Annotated in this window: 22 protein-coding genes; 2 read left to right on the forward strand and 20 right to left on the reverse strand. The window is 41.4% G+C overall.

Annotation, left to right across the window (positions count from 1 at the left end):
- Positions 1–89 precede the first annotated feature (89 nt).
- From UP17_RS16090 to spoIIIAA, 16 genes are all read right to left on the reverse strand, one after another.
- Positions 90–983, reverse strand: coding sequence for a polyprenyl synthetase family protein (locus UP17_RS16090; protein ID WP_061463993.1), 894 nt, complete (start codon positions 981–983; stop codon positions 90–92).
- 1 nt (position 984) lies between these two features.
- On the reverse strand, positions 985–1,218 hold the full coding sequence (locus UP17_RS16095; RefSeq protein ID WP_034308286.1) for an exodeoxyribonuclease VII small subunit: 234 nt from the start codon (positions 1,216–1,218) through the stop codon (positions 985–987).
- Positions 1,215–2,567: an exodeoxyribonuclease VII large subunit gene (gene xseA / locus UP17_RS16100; protein ID WP_061463994.1), complete on the reverse strand. Its 1,353-nt coding sequence runs from the start codon at positions 2,565–2,567 to the stop codon at positions 1,215–1,217. Before xseA ends, UP17_RS16095 begins: the two co-directional genes overlap by 4 nt.
- Positions 2,568–2,717: 150 nt before the next feature.
- Entirely contained in the window at positions 2,718–3,593 is an 876-nt protein-coding gene (gene folD / locus UP17_RS16105) for a bifunctional methylenetetrahydrofolate dehydrogenase/methenyltetrahydrofolate cyclohydrolase FolD (RefSeq protein ID WP_061463995.1), read from the reverse strand.
- A 68-nt stretch (positions 3,594–3,661) separates the two neighbouring features.
- On the reverse strand, positions 3,662–4,054 hold the full coding sequence (gene nusB / locus UP17_RS16110) for a transcription antitermination factor NusB (RefSeq protein WP_061463996.1): 393 nt from the start codon (positions 4,052–4,054) through the stop codon (positions 3,662–3,664).
- Positions 4,055–4,489: 435 nt separating this feature from the next.
- Complete coding sequence (locus UP17_RS16115; protein WP_375166286.1) at positions 4,490–4,891, reverse strand: Asp23/Gls24 family envelope stress response protein; 402 nt, start codon at positions 4,889–4,891, stop codon at positions 4,490–4,492.
- Between the two features lie 37 nt (positions 4,892–4,928).
- Positions 4,929–6,281, reverse strand: coding sequence for an acetyl-CoA carboxylase biotin carboxylase subunit (gene accC / locus UP17_RS16120; protein WP_061463998.1), 1,353 nt, complete (start codon positions 6,279–6,281; stop codon positions 4,929–4,931).
- A 14-nt stretch (positions 6,282–6,295) separates the two neighbouring features.
- Positions 6,296–6,793, reverse strand: coding sequence for an acetyl-CoA carboxylase biotin carboxyl carrier protein (gene accB / locus UP17_RS16125; RefSeq protein ID WP_061463999.1), 498 nt, complete (start codon positions 6,791–6,793; stop codon positions 6,296–6,298).
- A gap of 624 nt (positions 6,794–7,417) precedes the next feature.
- On the reverse strand, positions 7,418–8,011 hold the full coding sequence (locus tag UP17_RS16130) for a SpoIIIAH-like family protein (RefSeq protein WP_061464000.1): 594 nt from the start codon (positions 8,009–8,011) through the stop codon (positions 7,418–7,420).
- A 14-nt stretch (positions 8,012–8,025) separates the two neighbouring features.
- Positions 8,026–8,694, reverse strand: coding sequence for a stage III sporulation protein AG (gene spoIIIAG / locus UP17_RS16135; RefSeq protein WP_061464001.1), 669 nt, complete (start codon positions 8,692–8,694; stop codon positions 8,026–8,028).
- A gap of 7 nt (positions 8,695–8,701) precedes the next feature.
- Positions 8,702–9,310 (reverse strand): stage III sporulation protein AF, encoded by a 609-nt coding sequence (spoIIIAF, locus tag UP17_RS16140; RefSeq protein WP_061466141.1) that lies wholly within the window; start codon positions 9,308–9,310, stop codon positions 8,702–8,704.
- A gap of 18 nt (positions 9,311–9,328) precedes the next feature.
- A complete protein-coding gene (spoIIIAE, locus tag UP17_RS16145) occupies positions 9,329–10,537 on the reverse strand; it encodes a stage III sporulation protein AE (protein ID WP_061464002.1) in 1,209 nt (402 codons plus the stop codon).
- Positions 10,538–10,570: 33 nt separating this feature from the next.
- A complete protein-coding gene (gene spoIIIAD / locus UP17_RS16150) occupies positions 10,571–10,951 on the reverse strand; it encodes a stage III sporulation protein AD (RefSeq protein ID WP_089361491.1) in 381 nt (126 codons plus the stop codon).
- Positions 10,952–10,974: 23 nt separating this feature from the next.
- On the reverse strand, positions 10,975–11,178 hold the full coding sequence (gene spoIIIAC / locus UP17_RS16155; RefSeq protein WP_034308319.1) for a stage III sporulation protein AC: 204 nt from the start codon (positions 11,176–11,178) through the stop codon (positions 10,975–10,977).
- Positions 11,179–11,199: 21 nt separating this feature from the next.
- Positions 11,200–11,715 carry a stage III sporulation protein SpoIIIAB gene (gene spoIIIAB, locus UP17_RS16160; protein ID WP_061464004.1) on the reverse strand — a complete coding sequence of 172 codons (516 nt, stop codon included), beginning with the start codon at positions 11,713–11,715 and terminating at the stop codon, positions 11,200–11,202.
- Positions 11,708–12,640: a stage III sporulation protein AA gene (gene spoIIIAA / locus UP17_RS16165; RefSeq protein WP_061464005.1), complete on the reverse strand. Its 933-nt coding sequence runs from the start codon at positions 12,638–12,640 to the stop codon at positions 11,708–11,710. Before spoIIIAA ends, spoIIIAB begins: the two co-directional genes overlap by 8 nt.
- 523 nt (positions 12,641–13,163) lie before the next feature.
- Here spoIIIAA and UP17_RS29750 point away from each other — a divergent pair.
- Positions 13,164–13,379: a hypothetical protein gene (locus UP17_RS29750; RefSeq protein WP_155727342.1), complete on the forward strand. Its 216-nt coding sequence runs from the start codon at positions 13,164–13,166 to the stop codon at positions 13,377–13,379.
- Positions 13,380–13,396: 17 nt separating this feature from the next.
- Here UP17_RS29750 and efp read toward each other — a convergent pair whose 3' ends face one another.
- From efp to UP17_RS16185, 4 genes are all read right to left on the reverse strand, one after another.
- Entirely contained in the window at positions 13,397–13,954 is a 558-nt protein-coding gene (efp, locus tag UP17_RS16170; protein ID WP_034308328.1) for an elongation factor P, read from the reverse strand.
- A 26-nt stretch (positions 13,955–13,980) separates the two neighbouring features.
- Entirely contained in the window at positions 13,981–15,042 is a 1,062-nt protein-coding gene (locus UP17_RS16175) for a M24 family metallopeptidase (RefSeq protein WP_061464006.1), read from the reverse strand.
- Positions 15,043–15,489, reverse strand: coding sequence for a type II 3-dehydroquinate dehydratase (aroQ, locus tag UP17_RS16180; protein ID WP_061464007.1), 447 nt, complete (start codon positions 15,487–15,489; stop codon positions 15,043–15,045). It lies immediately after the preceding gene.
- Between the two features lie 95 nt (positions 15,490–15,584).
- On the reverse strand, positions 15,585–16,094 hold the full coding sequence (locus tag UP17_RS16185) for a YqhR family membrane protein (RefSeq protein WP_061464008.1): 510 nt from the start codon (positions 16,092–16,094) through the stop codon (positions 15,585–15,587).
- A gap of 333 nt (positions 16,095–16,427) precedes the next feature.
- Here UP17_RS16185 and UP17_RS16190 point away from each other — a divergent pair, with 333 nt between their 5' ends.
- Positions 16,428–17,381, forward strand: coding sequence for a DUF1385 domain-containing protein (locus tag UP17_RS16190; RefSeq protein WP_061464009.1), 954 nt, complete (start codon positions 16,428–16,430; stop codon positions 17,379–17,381).
- The last annotated feature ends 62 nt before the right edge of the window (positions 17,382–17,443 follow it).

Here is a 17,443-nt window from a genome sequence, read left to right on the forward strand (position 1 = left end):
TCTCAATTAAAAATCCCATTTGGGTTTTCACATATTTTTGCACAATGAGTATACCATAAAACCTCATTTGATAACAAATTTAGCCACAATCAATGGTTACGGTTCGCTATTAAATCAGTTAGATCATTCAACAGACCCGTTTGTAATGTTGTTTTTCCTAAAGCGGCATGAGCAAGTTCAATATGATGTTCCAACTTTTCCTTTGCCCCTTGAAGAGTAAGTAAAGAGGGGTATGTGCTTTTGTGATTTCCCACATCACTGCCAACCGGCTTGCCGATCAACTCTACTGATCCTTCAATATCCAGAATATCATCCCGAATCTGAAAAGCAAGCCCCAGATGGTATGCAAAGTCACGTAAATGCAGTCGCTGTTCTTCGTTCGCCCCGGCCAATATAGCTCCGGAAAGGATGCTAGCAGTCAATAATTTCCCTGTTTTATGTTCATGGATATACTCCAATTCCTGGAGCGTCAACTGTTTATTTTCACCTTCCATATCGGCAACTTGACCGCCAACCATCCCTTCGGCTCCGGCGGACCTGGCAATTTCAGATACAAGGTTCAGCTTCATTTCAGCCGTCACCTCGGGATCGATCATTTCCGTCACCAATTGAAAACTATATGTCAGGAGGGCATCACCTGCCAGTACTGCTACCGCCTCACCGAATACTTTATGGTTCGTCGGTTTTCCCCGGCGAAGATCATCATCATCCATCGCTGGGAGATCATCATGGATCAACGAATATGTATGTATCATTTCAATGGCGGCGGCTGCAGGTATCCCCATCCTCAAGTTTTTCCCAAAGGCCTCTAGAACCGCAAAGACCAATAAAGGACGAATCCGTTTACCGCCTGCTTCCAATGAATAGATCATGGCTTCTTTGACCACAGCCGGAGCTTTCAACTTATTGACATATTCAACGATTTCTCTTTCTATAATCGCCTTATATTCTTTAGAAAACATATCAAAGGACGCCGTACCCATGTTATTCTTCCTCCTGGACAGCGAAGTTTTCAAGTTCCCCATCTTCGCGTAAAATTTGAGTCAATTGATCTTCAACTGCCTTAAGTTTTGAGTGACAAAGCCTGGATAAATCCATTCCTTGTTTATATATGGAGATGGCTTCTTCTAAGGGCACATCCCCCTCTTCCAACTGTTCCACAATTTTCTCGAGATTCTCCATCGCTTCTTCAAATGTAGCTTCCTGTTTTTTTGTCATGGTTCCATTCGCTCCTTTATTTCTTTAATTTCACATTCAAGGGTTCCATCTTTTATGGAAACGGCTATTCTATCCCCTTCGGTTACTTGCTGTGTACTTTTCACTAATGTCTCATCCTCAGCAAAAACCAATCCATAGCCCCGTTCCATGATTTTTAATGGGCTGAGGGCAGACAACGTGGCTGTAATATGAACGAACTGCTGTGATTTTTGCCGATAGATGGCTTCCATGGCCCTCCGTAATACTTTTGCATGCTGCCGCAATTCATCTTTGGATTTTTTCACAGCTTGTTCAGGATGCTGCTTTTTCAGAATATCGTTGATCTGATTAAGCTCATCTCTCTTTTTCATGAAATAACGCGTGCTGGTCCTCCCTAGCCTGTCCATCGTCTTGTCTAGCTGTTCAAGCTTCTGTTCATACATTTTATGTGGATAACGAAAAGCATAAGACCTCTCCATCCTGGTCAAGCGGGTACGTTCAAAATTCACCGCTTCACGAATGGAGCGGGTCAAGCGATTCTTACGGTTCATCAGGCGTTCGTGTATTTCATTAAGATGGGGAACTGCTAACTCTGCTGCACCAGTCGGCGTAGGGGCCCTCATATCGGCGACAAAATCAGCGATTGTAAAATCGGTTTCGTGACCGACAGCAGAAATTATCGGTATATCAGAATCATAGATCGATTCAGCCACTATCTCCTCATTAAAGGCCCATAGCTCCTCGATCGACCCGCCACCCCTTCCGACAATGAGCACATCGCTTTCCGCCCTCGCGTTAGCCATGGAAATTGCCTTGGCAATCGATTTAGCGGCATTATTCCCTTGCACAAGTGCAGGGTAAACGATAATTCTGGCAATTGGATATCTCCGCTTGATCGTTGTCAGGATATCTCTTAGTGCGGCTCCGGTCGGTGAAGTTATGACTCCCACAGACTTAGGGTACTGTGGAATCGGTTTCTTATGTTCAGCCAAAAACAAACCTGCCGCCTCCAGCTTTTTCTTCAGCTGTTCATAAGCAAGATACAAATCCCCCACGCCATCAGGTGCCATGCTTTTCACATATAGCTGATACTGTCCGCCCGCTTCATATAATGATATATCGCCCTTAACAAGTACCTTCATTCCATTTTCGGGGAGGAATTTCATCCCTTTGTTATTGGCGGCGAACATAACGGATAGGAGTCGGGCCTTCTCGTCCTTTAGAGTAAAATACATATGTCCGCTTGTATGTTGTTTAAAATTCGAAATTTCGCCTTTTATGTATACATTTTGCAAATGGGGATCGGCATCGAACTTCCTTTTGATATATTTCGTTAAAGCCGATACACTCAAATATTGTTGGTTGCTCATATAATGTCTCCTTCCGATGGAAATCGGATATAAAGAAAACTTACCTATAGGTTACACTTAAAACTTGATTAAATCTATGAATGGAAAAAAGCGGTCTCCCGTTATTATAAAACAAGAGGTCCGCTTCTTTAAAATAATTTAACGCTTTTTTCAGCTTTTCAATGCTTGCTTGTTCTGTTCAAGTGCTTTTTGAGCAGATTTGACCGTATTCTTCATAAGCATCGTAATCGTCATGGGACCAACGCCTTTAGGAACAGGTGTAATGAATGAAGCCTTATTTTTCACTTCATCAAACGCCACATCACCGCAAAGCTTCCCTTCTTCATTCCTGTTCATTCCGACGTCAATGACGACTGCACCTTCTTTGATATGTTCACTCGTGATCGTGTCCCTCTTGCCGACAGCGGCCACAACGACATCAGCTTGCTTGGTATAATACGCAAGGTCCTTTGTCTTTGAATGACAGTAAGTAACGGTTGCATTCGCATTTAAAAACATTTGTCCGGCTGGTTTTCCTACGATATTACTTCTCCCTACGATGACAACATGCTTACCTTCAAGGTCATAGTCGATATACTCAAGCATCACCATGACACCGTATGGCGTACAAGGTAAAAAGGCATCCTGCCCCGTCATCATCCGCCCAATATTAATCGGATGAAATCCATCTACATCCTTCTCGGGGGAAATCGCTTCAATGATCGCTTTTTCCTGAATATGTCCAGGCAACGGCAGCTGCACCAATATACCGTGAATACTGTCATCCTGGTTTAATTCATCAATGCTCTGAATTAATTCCTCCTGAGATAGTTCCGCAGGCTTTTTAATTAACACAGAATGCATGCCCAAATCTTCACAGGCCTTTTGCTTATGGCGTACATAGGTTTGTGAAGCTTGATTGTCGCCCACCAGGATTACAGCCAAACCCGGGACGATATTTTTTTCACGTAACTGCTGCACTTCCTTACTCATTTCCTGCCTAACTGACTCTGCAATTTCTTTACCATTAATGATTTGAGCTGACATGTGTATATTCCTCCCAAGATAATTTGCTAAAGAAATTGCTGAGAAAATCCTCGTTCAAGGCTGCAGCTTTAGCTGCCGCTTTTCACCTTTACTTTGGATAAAACGGCATTTACAAAACTGCTTGATTGATCATCACCGAATTTCTTAGCAATTTCAATAGCTTCATTCATTGCAACACTTACAGGAACATCTTCACTGTGAATCATTTCATAAACCGCGATCCGCAGTAAATTCCGATCAATGTTCGCCAGTCTTTCCAACGTCCAGTTCTCTAAATTGTCCCTGATCATTGCATCAAGTTGTTCACGATTTTCCGTTATTCCCATTACTAATTTTTTGAAATATTCATCAGTAGGAGCACCATCCAGTACGCTTTCCATTGCTTCTTCTGCATTCGACTTGGCAATATCTATCTGATATAGTGCTTGAAGGGATTTTTCACGGGCTACTCTTCTTTTCATAATCTTACTCCTTTAACATCTACTATTATATATGAAAACGCTAGAACAAACGAACATTAAATAATATTTTTTGAAAAATATTAAGATTTTCGCTGTTTTTTTTATAAATTAAGCTAATCTCACTAAAATTAAGGCCAAAAGACTCAAATGCCTTGATCCAAGACAACATCTCAAGATTCATTTCCAGTTAAACGGCCAACAAAGTCCCATACTTTTTTAAAGTGTCAAAAAGCTCTTGCCTAGCTTTCATGCTCATATTTCACCTTTTACACTCTAACAGAAATCACCCTTGAATTAAAGGGAAACTTCCAGACACCGCCTTATTATGTTCATTTTACGTAATATTATAAGCGGGGTATCATCGAGTCAAAAATTCCAAAAACAAAAACCCGGCTTTTTGCCGGGTTTTTGCAGGTGTGAATCGAATGAAGCCACTTACACTTCTTGTTCGTGATCCGCTTCTTGTTTAGCGTTTTCAAACGCAATGCCTACTACATGAATGTTCACTTCGCCCGCGTCGATAGCGGTCATATTCAACAAAGCTTCACGAATGTTATCTTGAACTTCCTGAGCAACTTTCGGAATCGAAACACCAAATTTCATGACACAATAAAGTTCGACTTTGATGGATTCTCCCGATAAGTCCACTTTAACACCTTTACCGTGATTCTTTTTACCAAGCTTTTCAACAACACCTGTAGCGAAATTCCCGCGCATATGTGCAACACCTTCAACTTCCGATGCAGCGATACCCGCAATTACCTCTATCACCTCAGGTGCAATCTCCACTTTACCCAGCCCATTATAATCATTCATTTCGAGTAATTGGCCTTCCATTTCATTCATTCAAAAGCACCTCCTGTCTTCCTTTACATTATGAGTTCATTACATCATATATTTCAAGGAATTTGGTATTAAATTCTCCGGAAACAAATTGTTCATGCTGAAGTAACTTAATATGGAAAGGAATTGTCGTATTGATACCCTCAATGACAAACTCTCCTAAAGCGCGTTTCATCTTCTCAATCGCCTCGTCCCTCGTCGGTGCATGGACAATCAATTTAGCGATCATGGAATCGTAATACGGCGGTATCGAGTACCCAGGGTATGCCGCAGAATCCACACGCACTCCGTAGCCGCCTGGGGGTAAATACATGTGAATTTTACCTGCGGAAGGCATAAAATTCTTTTCTGGATTTTCTGCATTGATCCGGCATTCGATAGACCATCCGTTAAAAGTCACATCTTCTTGTGAAAGTGATAGTTTGTCACCTGAAGCAACTTTGATCTGTTCTTTAATCAAATCCACGCCCGTTACCATTTCTGTAACTGGGTGCTCAACCTGGATACGTGTATTCATTTCCATAAAGTAGTATCTTCTATTCACATAGTCATAAATAAATTCAACTGTACCTGCACCTGAATAGTTAACGGCAAGAGCAGCCGTAACTGCAGCCTGCCCCATTTCCGCCCGTGTTTCACCATCAAGGGCTGGAGATGGAGTTTCTTCAACAAGTTTTTGCAAACGGCGCTGAACCGTACAATCACGCTCGCCTAAATGTATGGCGTTGCCATGATTATCTGCCATGACCTGGATTTCAACGTGACGGAAGTCCTCAATGAACTTTTCAATATACACGCCTGGATTCCCAAATGCCGTCGCAGCTTCCTGTTGCGTGATGTTTATGCCTTTGATGAGATCCTCTTCGGTCCTTGCAACGCGGATACCTTTACCGCCACCGCCGGCAGTAGCTTTGATGATGACTGGATAGCCCATTTGGTTAGCTAGGGCTACACCCTCATCCGTATCTTTTATTATGCCTTTAGAACCGGGAACGATCGGTACACCAGCTTTGCGCATGGTTTCCCTTGCTACGTCCTTTGTTCCCATTTTATTGATGGCTTCTGGGCTAGGACCGATGAAAATGATATTACATTCACGGCATAGCTCAGCAAAGTCGGCATTTTCAGCAAGGAATCCATATCCAGGGTGAATCGCATCAGATCCCGTTTTCTTGGCTGTACTGATTATGTTCGTTGTATTTAAATAACTGTCTTTTGATAATTTAGGACCGATGCAATATGCTTCATCAGCAATTTGAACATGTAATGCTTCTTTATCCGCTTCTGAATAGACCGCTACAGTCTCGATCCCTAACTCTTTGCATGCCCGGATGATTCGGACTGCAATTTCCCCACGATTGGCAATCAATACCTTTTTAATCATTTAGAAACAGCTCCTCATTCCGGCTTTACTAAAAATAATGGTTGGCCATATTCTACAAGTTGACCTTCTTTTACAAGGACTTCAACGATTTCACCGGTTACTTCGGCCTCGATTTCATTGAAAAGTTTCATAGCTTCCACGATGCAGACAATGGAATCCCCTGTTACTTTATCGCCTGCTTTTACGTATGCAGGAGAATCCGGTGCAGGAGATTGGTAGAAGGTCCCTACCATCGGAGAAGTGATTTTATGTAAATTTTCCTGTTCCGTGACGGCAGCAGCCGGTTTTGCAGGTTCAACAGCTTTTGGCACTACAGGGGCAGGGGCCGCTGCGGGCTTGACCTCTACAGCTCCATTGGCTTGAACAACTTCTGGAGCAGCTGCTGGGTGTAATACTGTACCCGTTTCAGTTTTTTTCAATTTAATTTTCGTTCCTTCATTTTCAAAAACGAATTCACTGATATTTGATTGATCGACTAGCTTAATTATTTCACGAATTTCTTGCACTTTCATTTTGTGGCACCCCTTGTCTAATTTAATATGAGTTTGTGAGGCAATAATATTTTATGTAACCTTTTACCTTTAGCTTATCCTACCTTGTCCATTTATGCACAAAGTAGTCGCTTTCTCCATGCGAAAGCGAATAAACTGAATACACACCTCATCTGTATTATAACAGATGTTTCACTTTCTCAAAATATTGTTTCCTTTAGAAAATCGAAAAGTTTATGACCAGCTTCTAACATCATACAATATTAGCTTATACAAATTCAATGATAGATTAGTTGCAGCTTGAAATCCATACTTCTATATTACACCTTTATTATAATATTGTGAATAATTTTAAACTGGATCCCCTCAGCGTTTTCACCTGATTTTTGCGAATTACCCCTGAAATACCAGCTATAAATTTTAGTATAATTACTTTTCTAGAATATTACTGAGAATTATAGTCACCATTTCTATTTGAGTTCTTGATATAAATAGACATAAAAAAACTTTTCCTCTAAAGTTTCCCCATTGGATGATCGCGAAAAAAGCTTAATAAAAAAAGCCACCCTTTTTTTATTAAGGGGGACTTTCACATTTTCATGATTATGAACTGTTGTGTATCAGCTCTTTCATCTGTATGTGAGATTACTTTTCCGGTTGAAAATCGACCACTACATTTTGTGCATCGCTCACTTCTTTCCTTACGAGGCGGATAATGTTATTGGCCTCTGTTTTCGTCTGTTTATCGGCCTTGACACTCACCTTTACATCCGTTCCATCCACACGGACAAGTGCGGCATTGTAATCCATGGCCACGATTAAGTTTTCGATGATATTTTCTTTTACCTTCGTTTCACTTAATTGTTCGATTTTCGCATAGGCCTCGTCTCTTTCCTCAGAGGAAAGCTCTGTGTTGCCCATCTTTGCAGTCAATTCCTCATTCAGCTTCGCCCGTTCATCTTCAATCTGCAGCCTTAACGATTCAAATTCATCCCCTGATGCAATGGTTACAGAAGAACCTTCTGTATTTTTGGCTGTTTCTTTTTCACTTTTATTTTCCCCTTTTGTATCAGCTTTGCTTTCTGTTTTACTTTCTGTTTTATTTTCTGCCTTTTCCATTTGTTCTGTTGCCGTCATATCGGCGGCATTTTCCTCAGGAGCGGTTAAATAATAGACTGAAAGTACAACGACCAGACTTAGCATAGTCAATAACCAAACGGTTTGTTTTTTTAATAACATGTAGATTTTCCCCCTTATTTTTTAGGCATGACAGAAACCCGGTGACTCGGTACATCCAGTGAACGTGTGACAGCTTCGATGATCCACTTCTTTATTTGAATGTTTTCGGCTCCTTTAGCGACTACGAGGACTCCTCGTACACTAGGCTTTTTCGTTTCCGAAATGATCGGTCCTTCTTTTTCACCGCTTTTGACCAAAACGAGCTGTTCATCAACCGATGTGTCTTCGACCGTCCTTTTGCCGCCTTCCTTGTCGGTTTCTTGTGTGACTTGTTTTTGGGTGACTTTGTTTCTTTCATATACTTTTTTCTCGGATGCATCCACATAGATTACGACTTTTACATCCTGGACGCCTGCGATGGATTCAAGCGCTTCCTTCATTTCATTCTGAAGATATATTTCATAATCTTTTGTCGTCTTGAATTCGGATTTCTTCTGACCGAATGTTTCAACCTCCCCTTCATCGTCCTGTTTATCATTATTGAATACAGTCTTCACTTCAGGTGTTTGTCCCGTCTGGTTGGTGGTTAACAAATTCCCGGCCATCATAATTCCCGCTCCCAAAAGGACAACTATTAGAGCATAGACATACAGGGAAGGTTTTTTTTCCTTAGGTTCTTTTTGGTCAGGGTCTTTATTTAATAGTTTTTGCAGCCAGGATAACGGACCTTTGTCTTTGTTCAATACTCAGTCACTTCCTTTCCCCGGCGATTTCAATGATCTCTTCATCAACGGACCAACTTGTTGCCAGAAACCTTTTCACAGCATCAAGATTGGCATCATTCGAAGAGGATAGTTTCTCTGCATTGATATCAACCTTCGCTACTGCCTCTATCCCCGAGTCTTCTTTCCCTTCTGCCTTTTCCAATGATATCGTTATGTTTTGCAAATCATCAGCGCTCGGTTCTTCCTCATTTTTGACCCCTACATCAATTGAACTAATCTTCATGTTATAATCCACCATCAGCTCCTCTTCCACTTCTGCCTGTAAGTCAACAGCCATTTGTTTTAAAATATATGCACCCTGGGTAGCTTGTATTTCTTTTTTCTTCATTTCTGTCAAATTTCCTAAATCTTTTTTTTTCTGCTCTTGAAATTCACTTGTAGCAGCAGAGAGGATTTCGTCGAAATCCTTATTGAATAATCCCAATATAGGAGTGATGATGATCGCAATCAGTAAAAGTCCGATTACCATTTTGGCATACTTCTGTAAAGCTGAATTCGGAAGAAGCATATCGATCACAGTAGCCAGCAATACAAATATGATGATGTTAGATACCCAGCCAGCTAAAAAACTCACCAAAGCCCTCCTCCTTTCTTAACGAACCATCAGTGTAATGTTTCCAGAAGCGATAATTACAGTGATACTTAAAAAGAACATGAGTGAGACAATGGCCAGTGCTGCGAAAATATAGATCATGCTTTTACTTATAACGTCAAGACATTTTATTACAGGCCCTCCGCCCAGCGGCTGCAAAAGACTCGCTGCCAACTTATAGACAAAAGAAATCATCAAGATTTTTATTGCTGGAAATGTGGTTATGAGCAAGAGAATTATGACACCTGACAAGCCCACTGTATTTTTCAGCAGAACGGAGGCACTAATGACCGTATCCGTTGCATCAGTAAACATGCGCCCTATTACCGGTATAAAGTTACCTGTCACGAATTTGGCCGTCCTGATCGTCACTCCGTCTGCTACAGCGGAGGATGCTCCTTGAACGGATATGACACCAAGGAATATGGTCATGAATGCACCTAGTATCCCGATAGCAAAATTTCGGAGAAGTTGTGCCATCTGTGTCACTTTATAATGTTCGGTCAATGTGCTGACAATGCTTAAAATCGCTGCAAAGAATAAAAGAGGGAGGACGACAAACTGGATCAAGATTCCGCTAGTATTCATTAAAAACATTAAGACCGGGTGAAAGAAAGCTGCTGATACAAGTCCTCCTGAAGCGGCAATTAAGGCCAAGAGTAAAGGGATGAGCGCCATTAAAAAGGAAATCATCAAATCTATCGTATCCTTTGTATATTCAATCGCCACATGAAAACTGTTAAGTGCCAAAATGATCAGCACCATATAAACGATTGCATAAGCCACCTTACTAACGGAGCTTTGTTCGAACGCGTTCTGCAAAGACTGCAGGAACATGCTGAAAACGGTTAATAAAATGAGTGAGCCCAGCAGCTTACCATTCACAAGCAGTTCATGAAAAATGAATTTTGTAATTCCCTTTATCCATTGGTCAAAGGAGAATTTCTTATCACCGCTTACAAAATCCATGAAGCTCCCCTTCTGGCTTTCCGGTAAGAACCCTCCATATTCCGTAACGATGTCATCCCAATATTGTTTGAGCTCATCTACACCCAGCCTGTCTATTTGGGCTTGTACCAATTCGGTCTGCATGATCGGCTCTTGATCGATTTCACCATTTTCAGGATTTTCGGCGGCTTGTCCAATAGATGTATGCAAAAAAAAGAGTAAAACGAATAGAATGGATAAGTAAGGCATCCGCTGCTTCATACATTCACCTCATTGACTAGTAGGAGTGATCCGTTAACTTGGGAGCATCTGTAAAATTGTTTCGATAATGACCGTCAAAATCGGAATCGCCATGGCAAGAATCAAGATTTTCCCGCTCAATTCTATTTTGGAAGCGAGCGACCCTTGCCCTGCATCTTTTGTAATTTGAGAAGCGAATTCAGCAATATAGGCAATTCCGATTATTTTTAAGATGGTCTCTAGATACACGCTATTTACATGCGCATTCACTGCAATTTTTTCTAACATTAAAATGATTTCGTATATTTTATCCGCTAAAAAAAGAAAAATGGAGCAGCCTACAAAAATGACGAGCAGGAATGCGAAATTTGGTTTTTGCTCTTTGACGATCAAGGCCAAAAAGGTGGCAACTAGGGCAATGGCCACGATTTTTATGATTTCAATCGCGAATCCCTCCCTTACTGAAATAGGAATACAGATTTAATTTTTTGAAATAAATCCTCCACTACAGAAGCTACCATGAATAAAATATAGATAAATCCGAAAAGTGTCACCCACTGGGCATATTCCTTCTTCCCAACCTGATCGAGTATTGTGTGAAGAAATGCCACAACTAGCCCCACACCTGCTATTTTAAATATGATGTCCACATCAATGCCCATTTTCATTCCCCCCACATATTCCTACATCAGCAAAATGATCAATAATAGCCCTGATAAAAAACCAAGACTTTTCATCATTTTTTCATACTTTACCTGTCGGTCGAGCGCATCGCTCTCTTCTCTTTCCAAGTGTGCCATCGTTAGCATGATTTGCTTTTGCTGATGATATTTATCGCTTTTTCCAAGCGTCTCCCCAAACTGTGACAGTATCTCGAATTCCCCCTGTTTTAAAGCAAGGGATTGCCATATTTTCTTCAAACTATCAACCCATGCTTCTTTGACGGTGGTCTCACCTGACTCGAGTCGAGTTGCAAAGGTCTCGAAAAAGATGGATAAAGGTTTGGCCATCTGCTTAGACAGTTTCCTCGCTGCCTCTTTTAAAGGTGTATGACCATACATGATTTCAGCTTCGAGCGATTGCATGGCGACTTTCAGCTGTCTCAGTTGACGAGGCCTCATACTTAATTTTTTCGCAGCTTCGAAACCCGCCCATGTCGTTGCTATAATGATTATCGCTGCTCCAATTATCTTAAACATGCGGGTTCACACCTTCTCCCAAGAAAATAGGAACCCCCGCTGCATCAAGGACTTTATAGCTCCTTTTTCCGGATTTGCTTCTCTGTAATTCTATAAAACGTTCAAAGATGTTTTGCTTTAATATTTCGGCGATAAAAGGCCGCTTCTTAATTTCATCCAATGTATGGCCATGTGTAGTTATCATGAGTTTAATACCTGCATTAACTGCTTCGAGCACAGCTTGTGTATCCTCAGCGCGGCCTATTTCATCCACGATCAATACATCCGGGGACATCGAACGGATCATCATCATCATCCCTTCCGCTTTAGGACATCCATCGAGCACATCCACCCTTGTTCCAAATTCGAGCTGCGGCACGCCATGAACACATCCGGCAATTTCTGAGCGCTCGTCCACTATTCCCACCTTTTGAGGGGGAATTCCCCGTTTTTCATTACCACTGGATATCATTCTTGCAATATCACGCAATACGGTCGTTTTTCCTGTTTGCGGAGCACCGATCAACATTGTATGTTGCCATTCCCCATTATATAAATAAGATGTTAGCGGTTCAGCAGCACCTATTTTTTCACGTGCAATCCGAATATTGAATGAGGAAATGTCCCTGATCGCTTTGACCGACCCATTTTCCAGGATCACCTTGCCAGCAAGACCCACCCGATGTCCGCCCGCTATAGTTATATATCCCCGCTTTAATTCTTCCTCAAGTGTATATAACGAAAATTGACCGATTTGATTCAATAATTGATCTGCATCCGAATGGGTCACTTCATAGGAAAAGAAGAAAGGTTCCCCACCCACAATGACCTCAAGCGGCCTTCCAACTCGAATCCGCAGCTCTTCCATCTTCTCGATCATCATCGGTGTCATGCCCCGGAGTTGCTCGTATAATTTTTTCGGTAAAAATGAAAGAATCGTTTCCATTTTGACAATCCTCCTGTATACACCACTTTCAATAAAATATATGCCGACCAGACCGTAATGATGACAGGCTAATAAAGAAACAGACCATTTATTGAACTTTTTTATATCCTTCGGAATCTTAAAAGGACCAAAAAAAGACCGAGAAATTAATCTCGATCTCAAGCTGTAGACAAATTCGAAGAAAGCGAGTTTGTCTAAGTTTTTTTATGGCTCGTACAATTTGGACGTTGATTGGAAAGTAGGGCACTCGCTTTCCGCGGGCGGTCCGCCCTCGGCGCCATTGCGCCTGCGGGGTTCTCCCCTTTGACACGCTTTTCCCTTAGTAGTCTCGTACCTTCCGTTCCCAATCAACTTTAGTTTAACATTAAGATAGACCTACAGTCTTTTAAAATAGATGGATGAAAAAACTTGAGGTGAAAAGGATTCTTTTTAAAACATGATTCCATTCAGCGGCATCAGCTTGAAATGATTACATTAGACCGACTGGTGCCAGCTTGTAAAATGGAGATTAAAGAGGGCTATCGTGAGTACAAATCACATATCCTTTTGTGCAACTTGTTCATTTTTATCACAGTGTACAGAAAGTAAAGACCATCAGAAAGTAGTGACACGCCATATTAGGCAAGAAGAAGCAGATCATCTGCGTCATCATGAAGTCAAATCCAATAAAAAATCAAAAAGGTTTCGGAATGAGACCATTCCGAAACCTTTTTGTCTACAACTGAAACCGAGATATTAATCTCGGCCTTCTTTCATTTATGCACGTGATACGTAAGAGCCTTCATTTGTATTGATCAATAATTTGTCACCTTGGTTGATGAAGAATGGAACTTGAACCGAAAGGCCCGTCTCAAGTACGGCTGATTTCGTTCCGCCTGAAGATGTATCGCCTTTTATTCCCGGCTCAGTTTCCGCCACTTCCAGTTCTACAGTGTTCGGAAGCTCTACCCCAAGTGTTTCGGCTTGGAAAGTCATGATATGGACTTCCATATTTTCTTTAAGGAATTTCAATTCACGTTCAATGCTTGAAGCTGGCAGCTCGATTTGGTCATATGTTTCGTTATCCATGAATACATGGCTATCACCACTTGCATAAAGGTACTGCATCTTGCGGTTTTCGATATGTGCTTTAGCGACTTTTTCACCAGCACGGAATGTTTTCTCTTGGATTGAACCTGTACGAAGATTACGAAGTTTAGAACGTACAAAAGCTGCACCTTTACCAGGTTTAACATGTTGGAACTCAATAACCTGCCAAATTCCATTATCTACTTCAATCGTAACACCCGTGCGAAAATCGTTTACAGAAATCATAAATTTGTCCTCCTACATGTACATGTTTACAGAATGATTAACTCTTTCGTTGAATGAGTAAGTGCTTCGTTACCTTCAATTGTAACGATTGTATCATCTTCAATCCGAACTCCGCCAACACCCGGTAGGTAAATGCCCGGCTCGACGGTTACGGCCATACCTGGTTCTAAAATGATATCAGACCTTAAGGATAATGCAGGACCTTCATGGACTTCCAGACCGATTCCATGTCCAGTCGAATGTCCAAAATACTGCCCGAATCCCTTTTCTTCAATTAAATTACGAGTTAGTGCATCCGCTTCCCTGCCCGTCATCCCAGGTTTAATCCCAGCCATTCCGCGCAGTTGCGCTTCTAAAACAATGTCATAAATGTTAATAAGTTCTTCACTCGGCTTGCCAACTGCTAATGTCCGAGTTATGTCAGACACATACCCGTTATAGTATGCTCCGTAATCCAATGTGACAAAATCGCCTTTTTCAATGATTTTATCCGTAGCAACTCCATGCGGGAGAGCTGACCTTACGCCAGATGCTACGATAATATCAAAGGAAGAGGAAGTTGCCCCCTGTTTCCTCATAAAGAATTCAAGTTCATTGGATACATCCAGTTCTGAAATCCCTGGACGCATGTAATCCAGAATATGTGTAAAGGCAGCGTCAGCAATAGCAGCCGCTTCCTTTAATATCTTAATCTCTGATGAAGTCTTTATCAAGCGTAAATTCTCAATAACTCCAGACACCGGCAAAAGTTGTCCTTCAATGGCCGCTTCGTATGCCTTATATGTGGCAAAAGTCAGATGATCTTGCTCAAAGCCCAGTGTGCCGATCTTCATCTCTTTTACTTGCTTACCGACCTCTTCGGTGATGGTTCCTTTGTGCTGGACGATTTCATAGCCCGTAGCCTGCTTTCCTGCTTGTTCCACATATCTGAAATCAGTGATGAATTTAGCTTCATTTTGGGAAATCAGGACGACGCCTGCGCTTCCGGTAAAATTGGTCATGAATCGGCGGTTATATGTACTGGTGATCAATAAACCATCAATGCCCACCTTTTCCATTGAGGCTCTTAAGCGCATTAGTTTATTCATTTACTTTCTCCCCTTTGCAATCTTTGTGATCGCCTGCAACGCCAATTCATATCCGTGTATCCCCAAGCCGACAATCTGTCCCGCCGATACCGGCGCGGTCACTGATTCATGCCGAAAGCTTTCACGGGCATGTATGTTCGAAATATGCACTTCCACAACTGGAACATCAATTCCGGCTATTGCATCACGAATCGCATAGCTATAATGAGTAAAAGCTCCAGGATTAATGATAATCCCGTCGATCCCCTGATCCTCTGACCAATGGAGCTTGTCGATAATCGCCCCTTCATGGTTAGTTTGAAATGAGGTTAGTTCCACATTTAACCCTTGAGCTTGCTGATGTAATAGAGCTTCCACATCCGCAAGTGTCGAGGATCCATAATGCGCAGGTTCCCGCTTCCCCAAGCGATTTAAATTCGGACCATTGATTAGTAAGATTTTTGTCATCATCAAACACCTGCTCATCATTAAAAGAATGCTTTCCATGAACATTCTATCATAATTACAAATTGTCTTACTACTTTTTTACAACCAAGAAGCAATCAGCTTTCCGATTGCTTCTCGGCCTTGTTTTTTTGACGTAGATATTCCTGATGATCATATGATATAGAATACCCTACAAAAAGACCGTATAAAATAAAAATGCAGACACTGGTTATAATCGTATTTGACGACATTTTTGAAATGGTTGGCAAATCGGCGAACATCGGTTTCAGGACAAATACCAGCAAAACCCAGCAAACCACTCCAAAAAAAATACCCGAAAAGATACTCTTCATCCTTTTAAAAAGACTATAGTAGATAAAAGCGATCCCCACGGATAAAATTCCGAACAAAAGTATGGTCATTACCGTACCAAGCCAGTGATCGATCCAGGCCATATTCGACCACGACGTAAGTATGAATTTTGGGCTAAACCCCATAAAATTAACATAATGGGCTATGATTCCAATTAAACTGGCTACACCCCCCCCAACAAAACCGATAGCTAGTACATTGTAGATCGCACCTTGATTTTCCTGTTGAATTTGTCCATTTACATTAGAAGACATATCAAGCACCTCCGCTACGTAGTATGCCCTTTGTTAAATAGAACTATTTTTTTTTATTCTTAGGGAGGAGAATCACTAGAGGTTTTGTGATTTATTCTGTATGATTAAATCATAAATAATGTACTTTTTTCAGAGGAAAATACCCATCCTCTGTTGAAGTTTATAATGTACACAGGATACTACCTTCCTGTGATTCAACATTCATAAAGTAATTGCAGGGATAAAGCCGCCATTTAAATTTTGGAGACCGTCTTTATCCCTTGTGATACTTGATAATAAACATGTTAGCACCCAAGAGAGAGCTACGTGAATAACTATTAGGTTGGTGTAGAAATGTCTGAGGTCCAAAAACCCGTTTATGGAGGGCAGGCTGTTGTGGAAGGCGTCATGTTTGGCGGCAAACATCACACAGTCACTGCGGTACGCCGCAAAGATTCAACGATTGTATATTATCATCTGCCGCGTGAAACGAAACCTGTTGTCAACCGCTTAAAAAAAGTACCGTTTCTAAGGGGTCTCGTATCACTGATTCAGTCAAGTGCCATCGGTTCAAAACATCTGAACTTTTCCACTGAACAGTATGAAGAAGAAGAAGGAGAAAAGCGGGACGAAAAGAAAAAAGAAACTAAAGAATCTTCTAAATTAAGTGTATGGCTTGGAGTTGCCGTAATCGGTGTCCTTTCCTTCCTATTCGGGAAGCTGCTTTTCACTTTGATTCCCGTATTTCTTGCCGAATTGACAAAACCCATCTTCAGCGGCCGAATGGAACAGGTTTTAATCGAAAGCTTGTTCAAGTTGATATTATTGCTGGTATACATTTACTTAGTATCCATGACTCCATTGATCAAGCGGGTCTTTCAGTATCACGGTGCAGAGCATAAGGTGATCAATTGCTTTGAAAGCGGAAAAGAATTGACCGTAGCAAATGTGCAGGCAAGTTCACGCCTTCATTATCGCTGTGGCAGCAGCTTTATTTTATTTACAGTCATTGTTGGCATGTTTGTCTATATGCTTGTTCCAATCGATCCATTATGGCTCCGTGTCGTGGATCGCGTTTTGCTTATCCCCGTAGTGCTTGGCATAGCCTTCGAGGTATTGCAGTTGACCAACAAAGTAAGAGATATTCCAATTCTGCGTTACCTTGGCTATCCTGGCCTTTGGCTTCAGTTATTGACAACTAAAGCCCCTACCGACGATCAAGTCGAAGTTGCATTGGCATCCTTCCATGAACTGTTGAGGATGGAAAAAAAGACCGAAAAAGATTTAGAATCCGATGTTATTGTGTAAAACACCTATACACATTTTGATTATGAAAAGTCATATACTAAATTAAGGGAATAATCTTCATT

Origin of the sequence: Peribacillus simplex, assembly GCF_001578185.1 — a bacterium.
Taxonomy (GTDB): domain Bacteria; phylum Bacillota; class Bacilli; order Bacillales; family DSM-1321; genus Peribacillus; species Peribacillus simplex_A.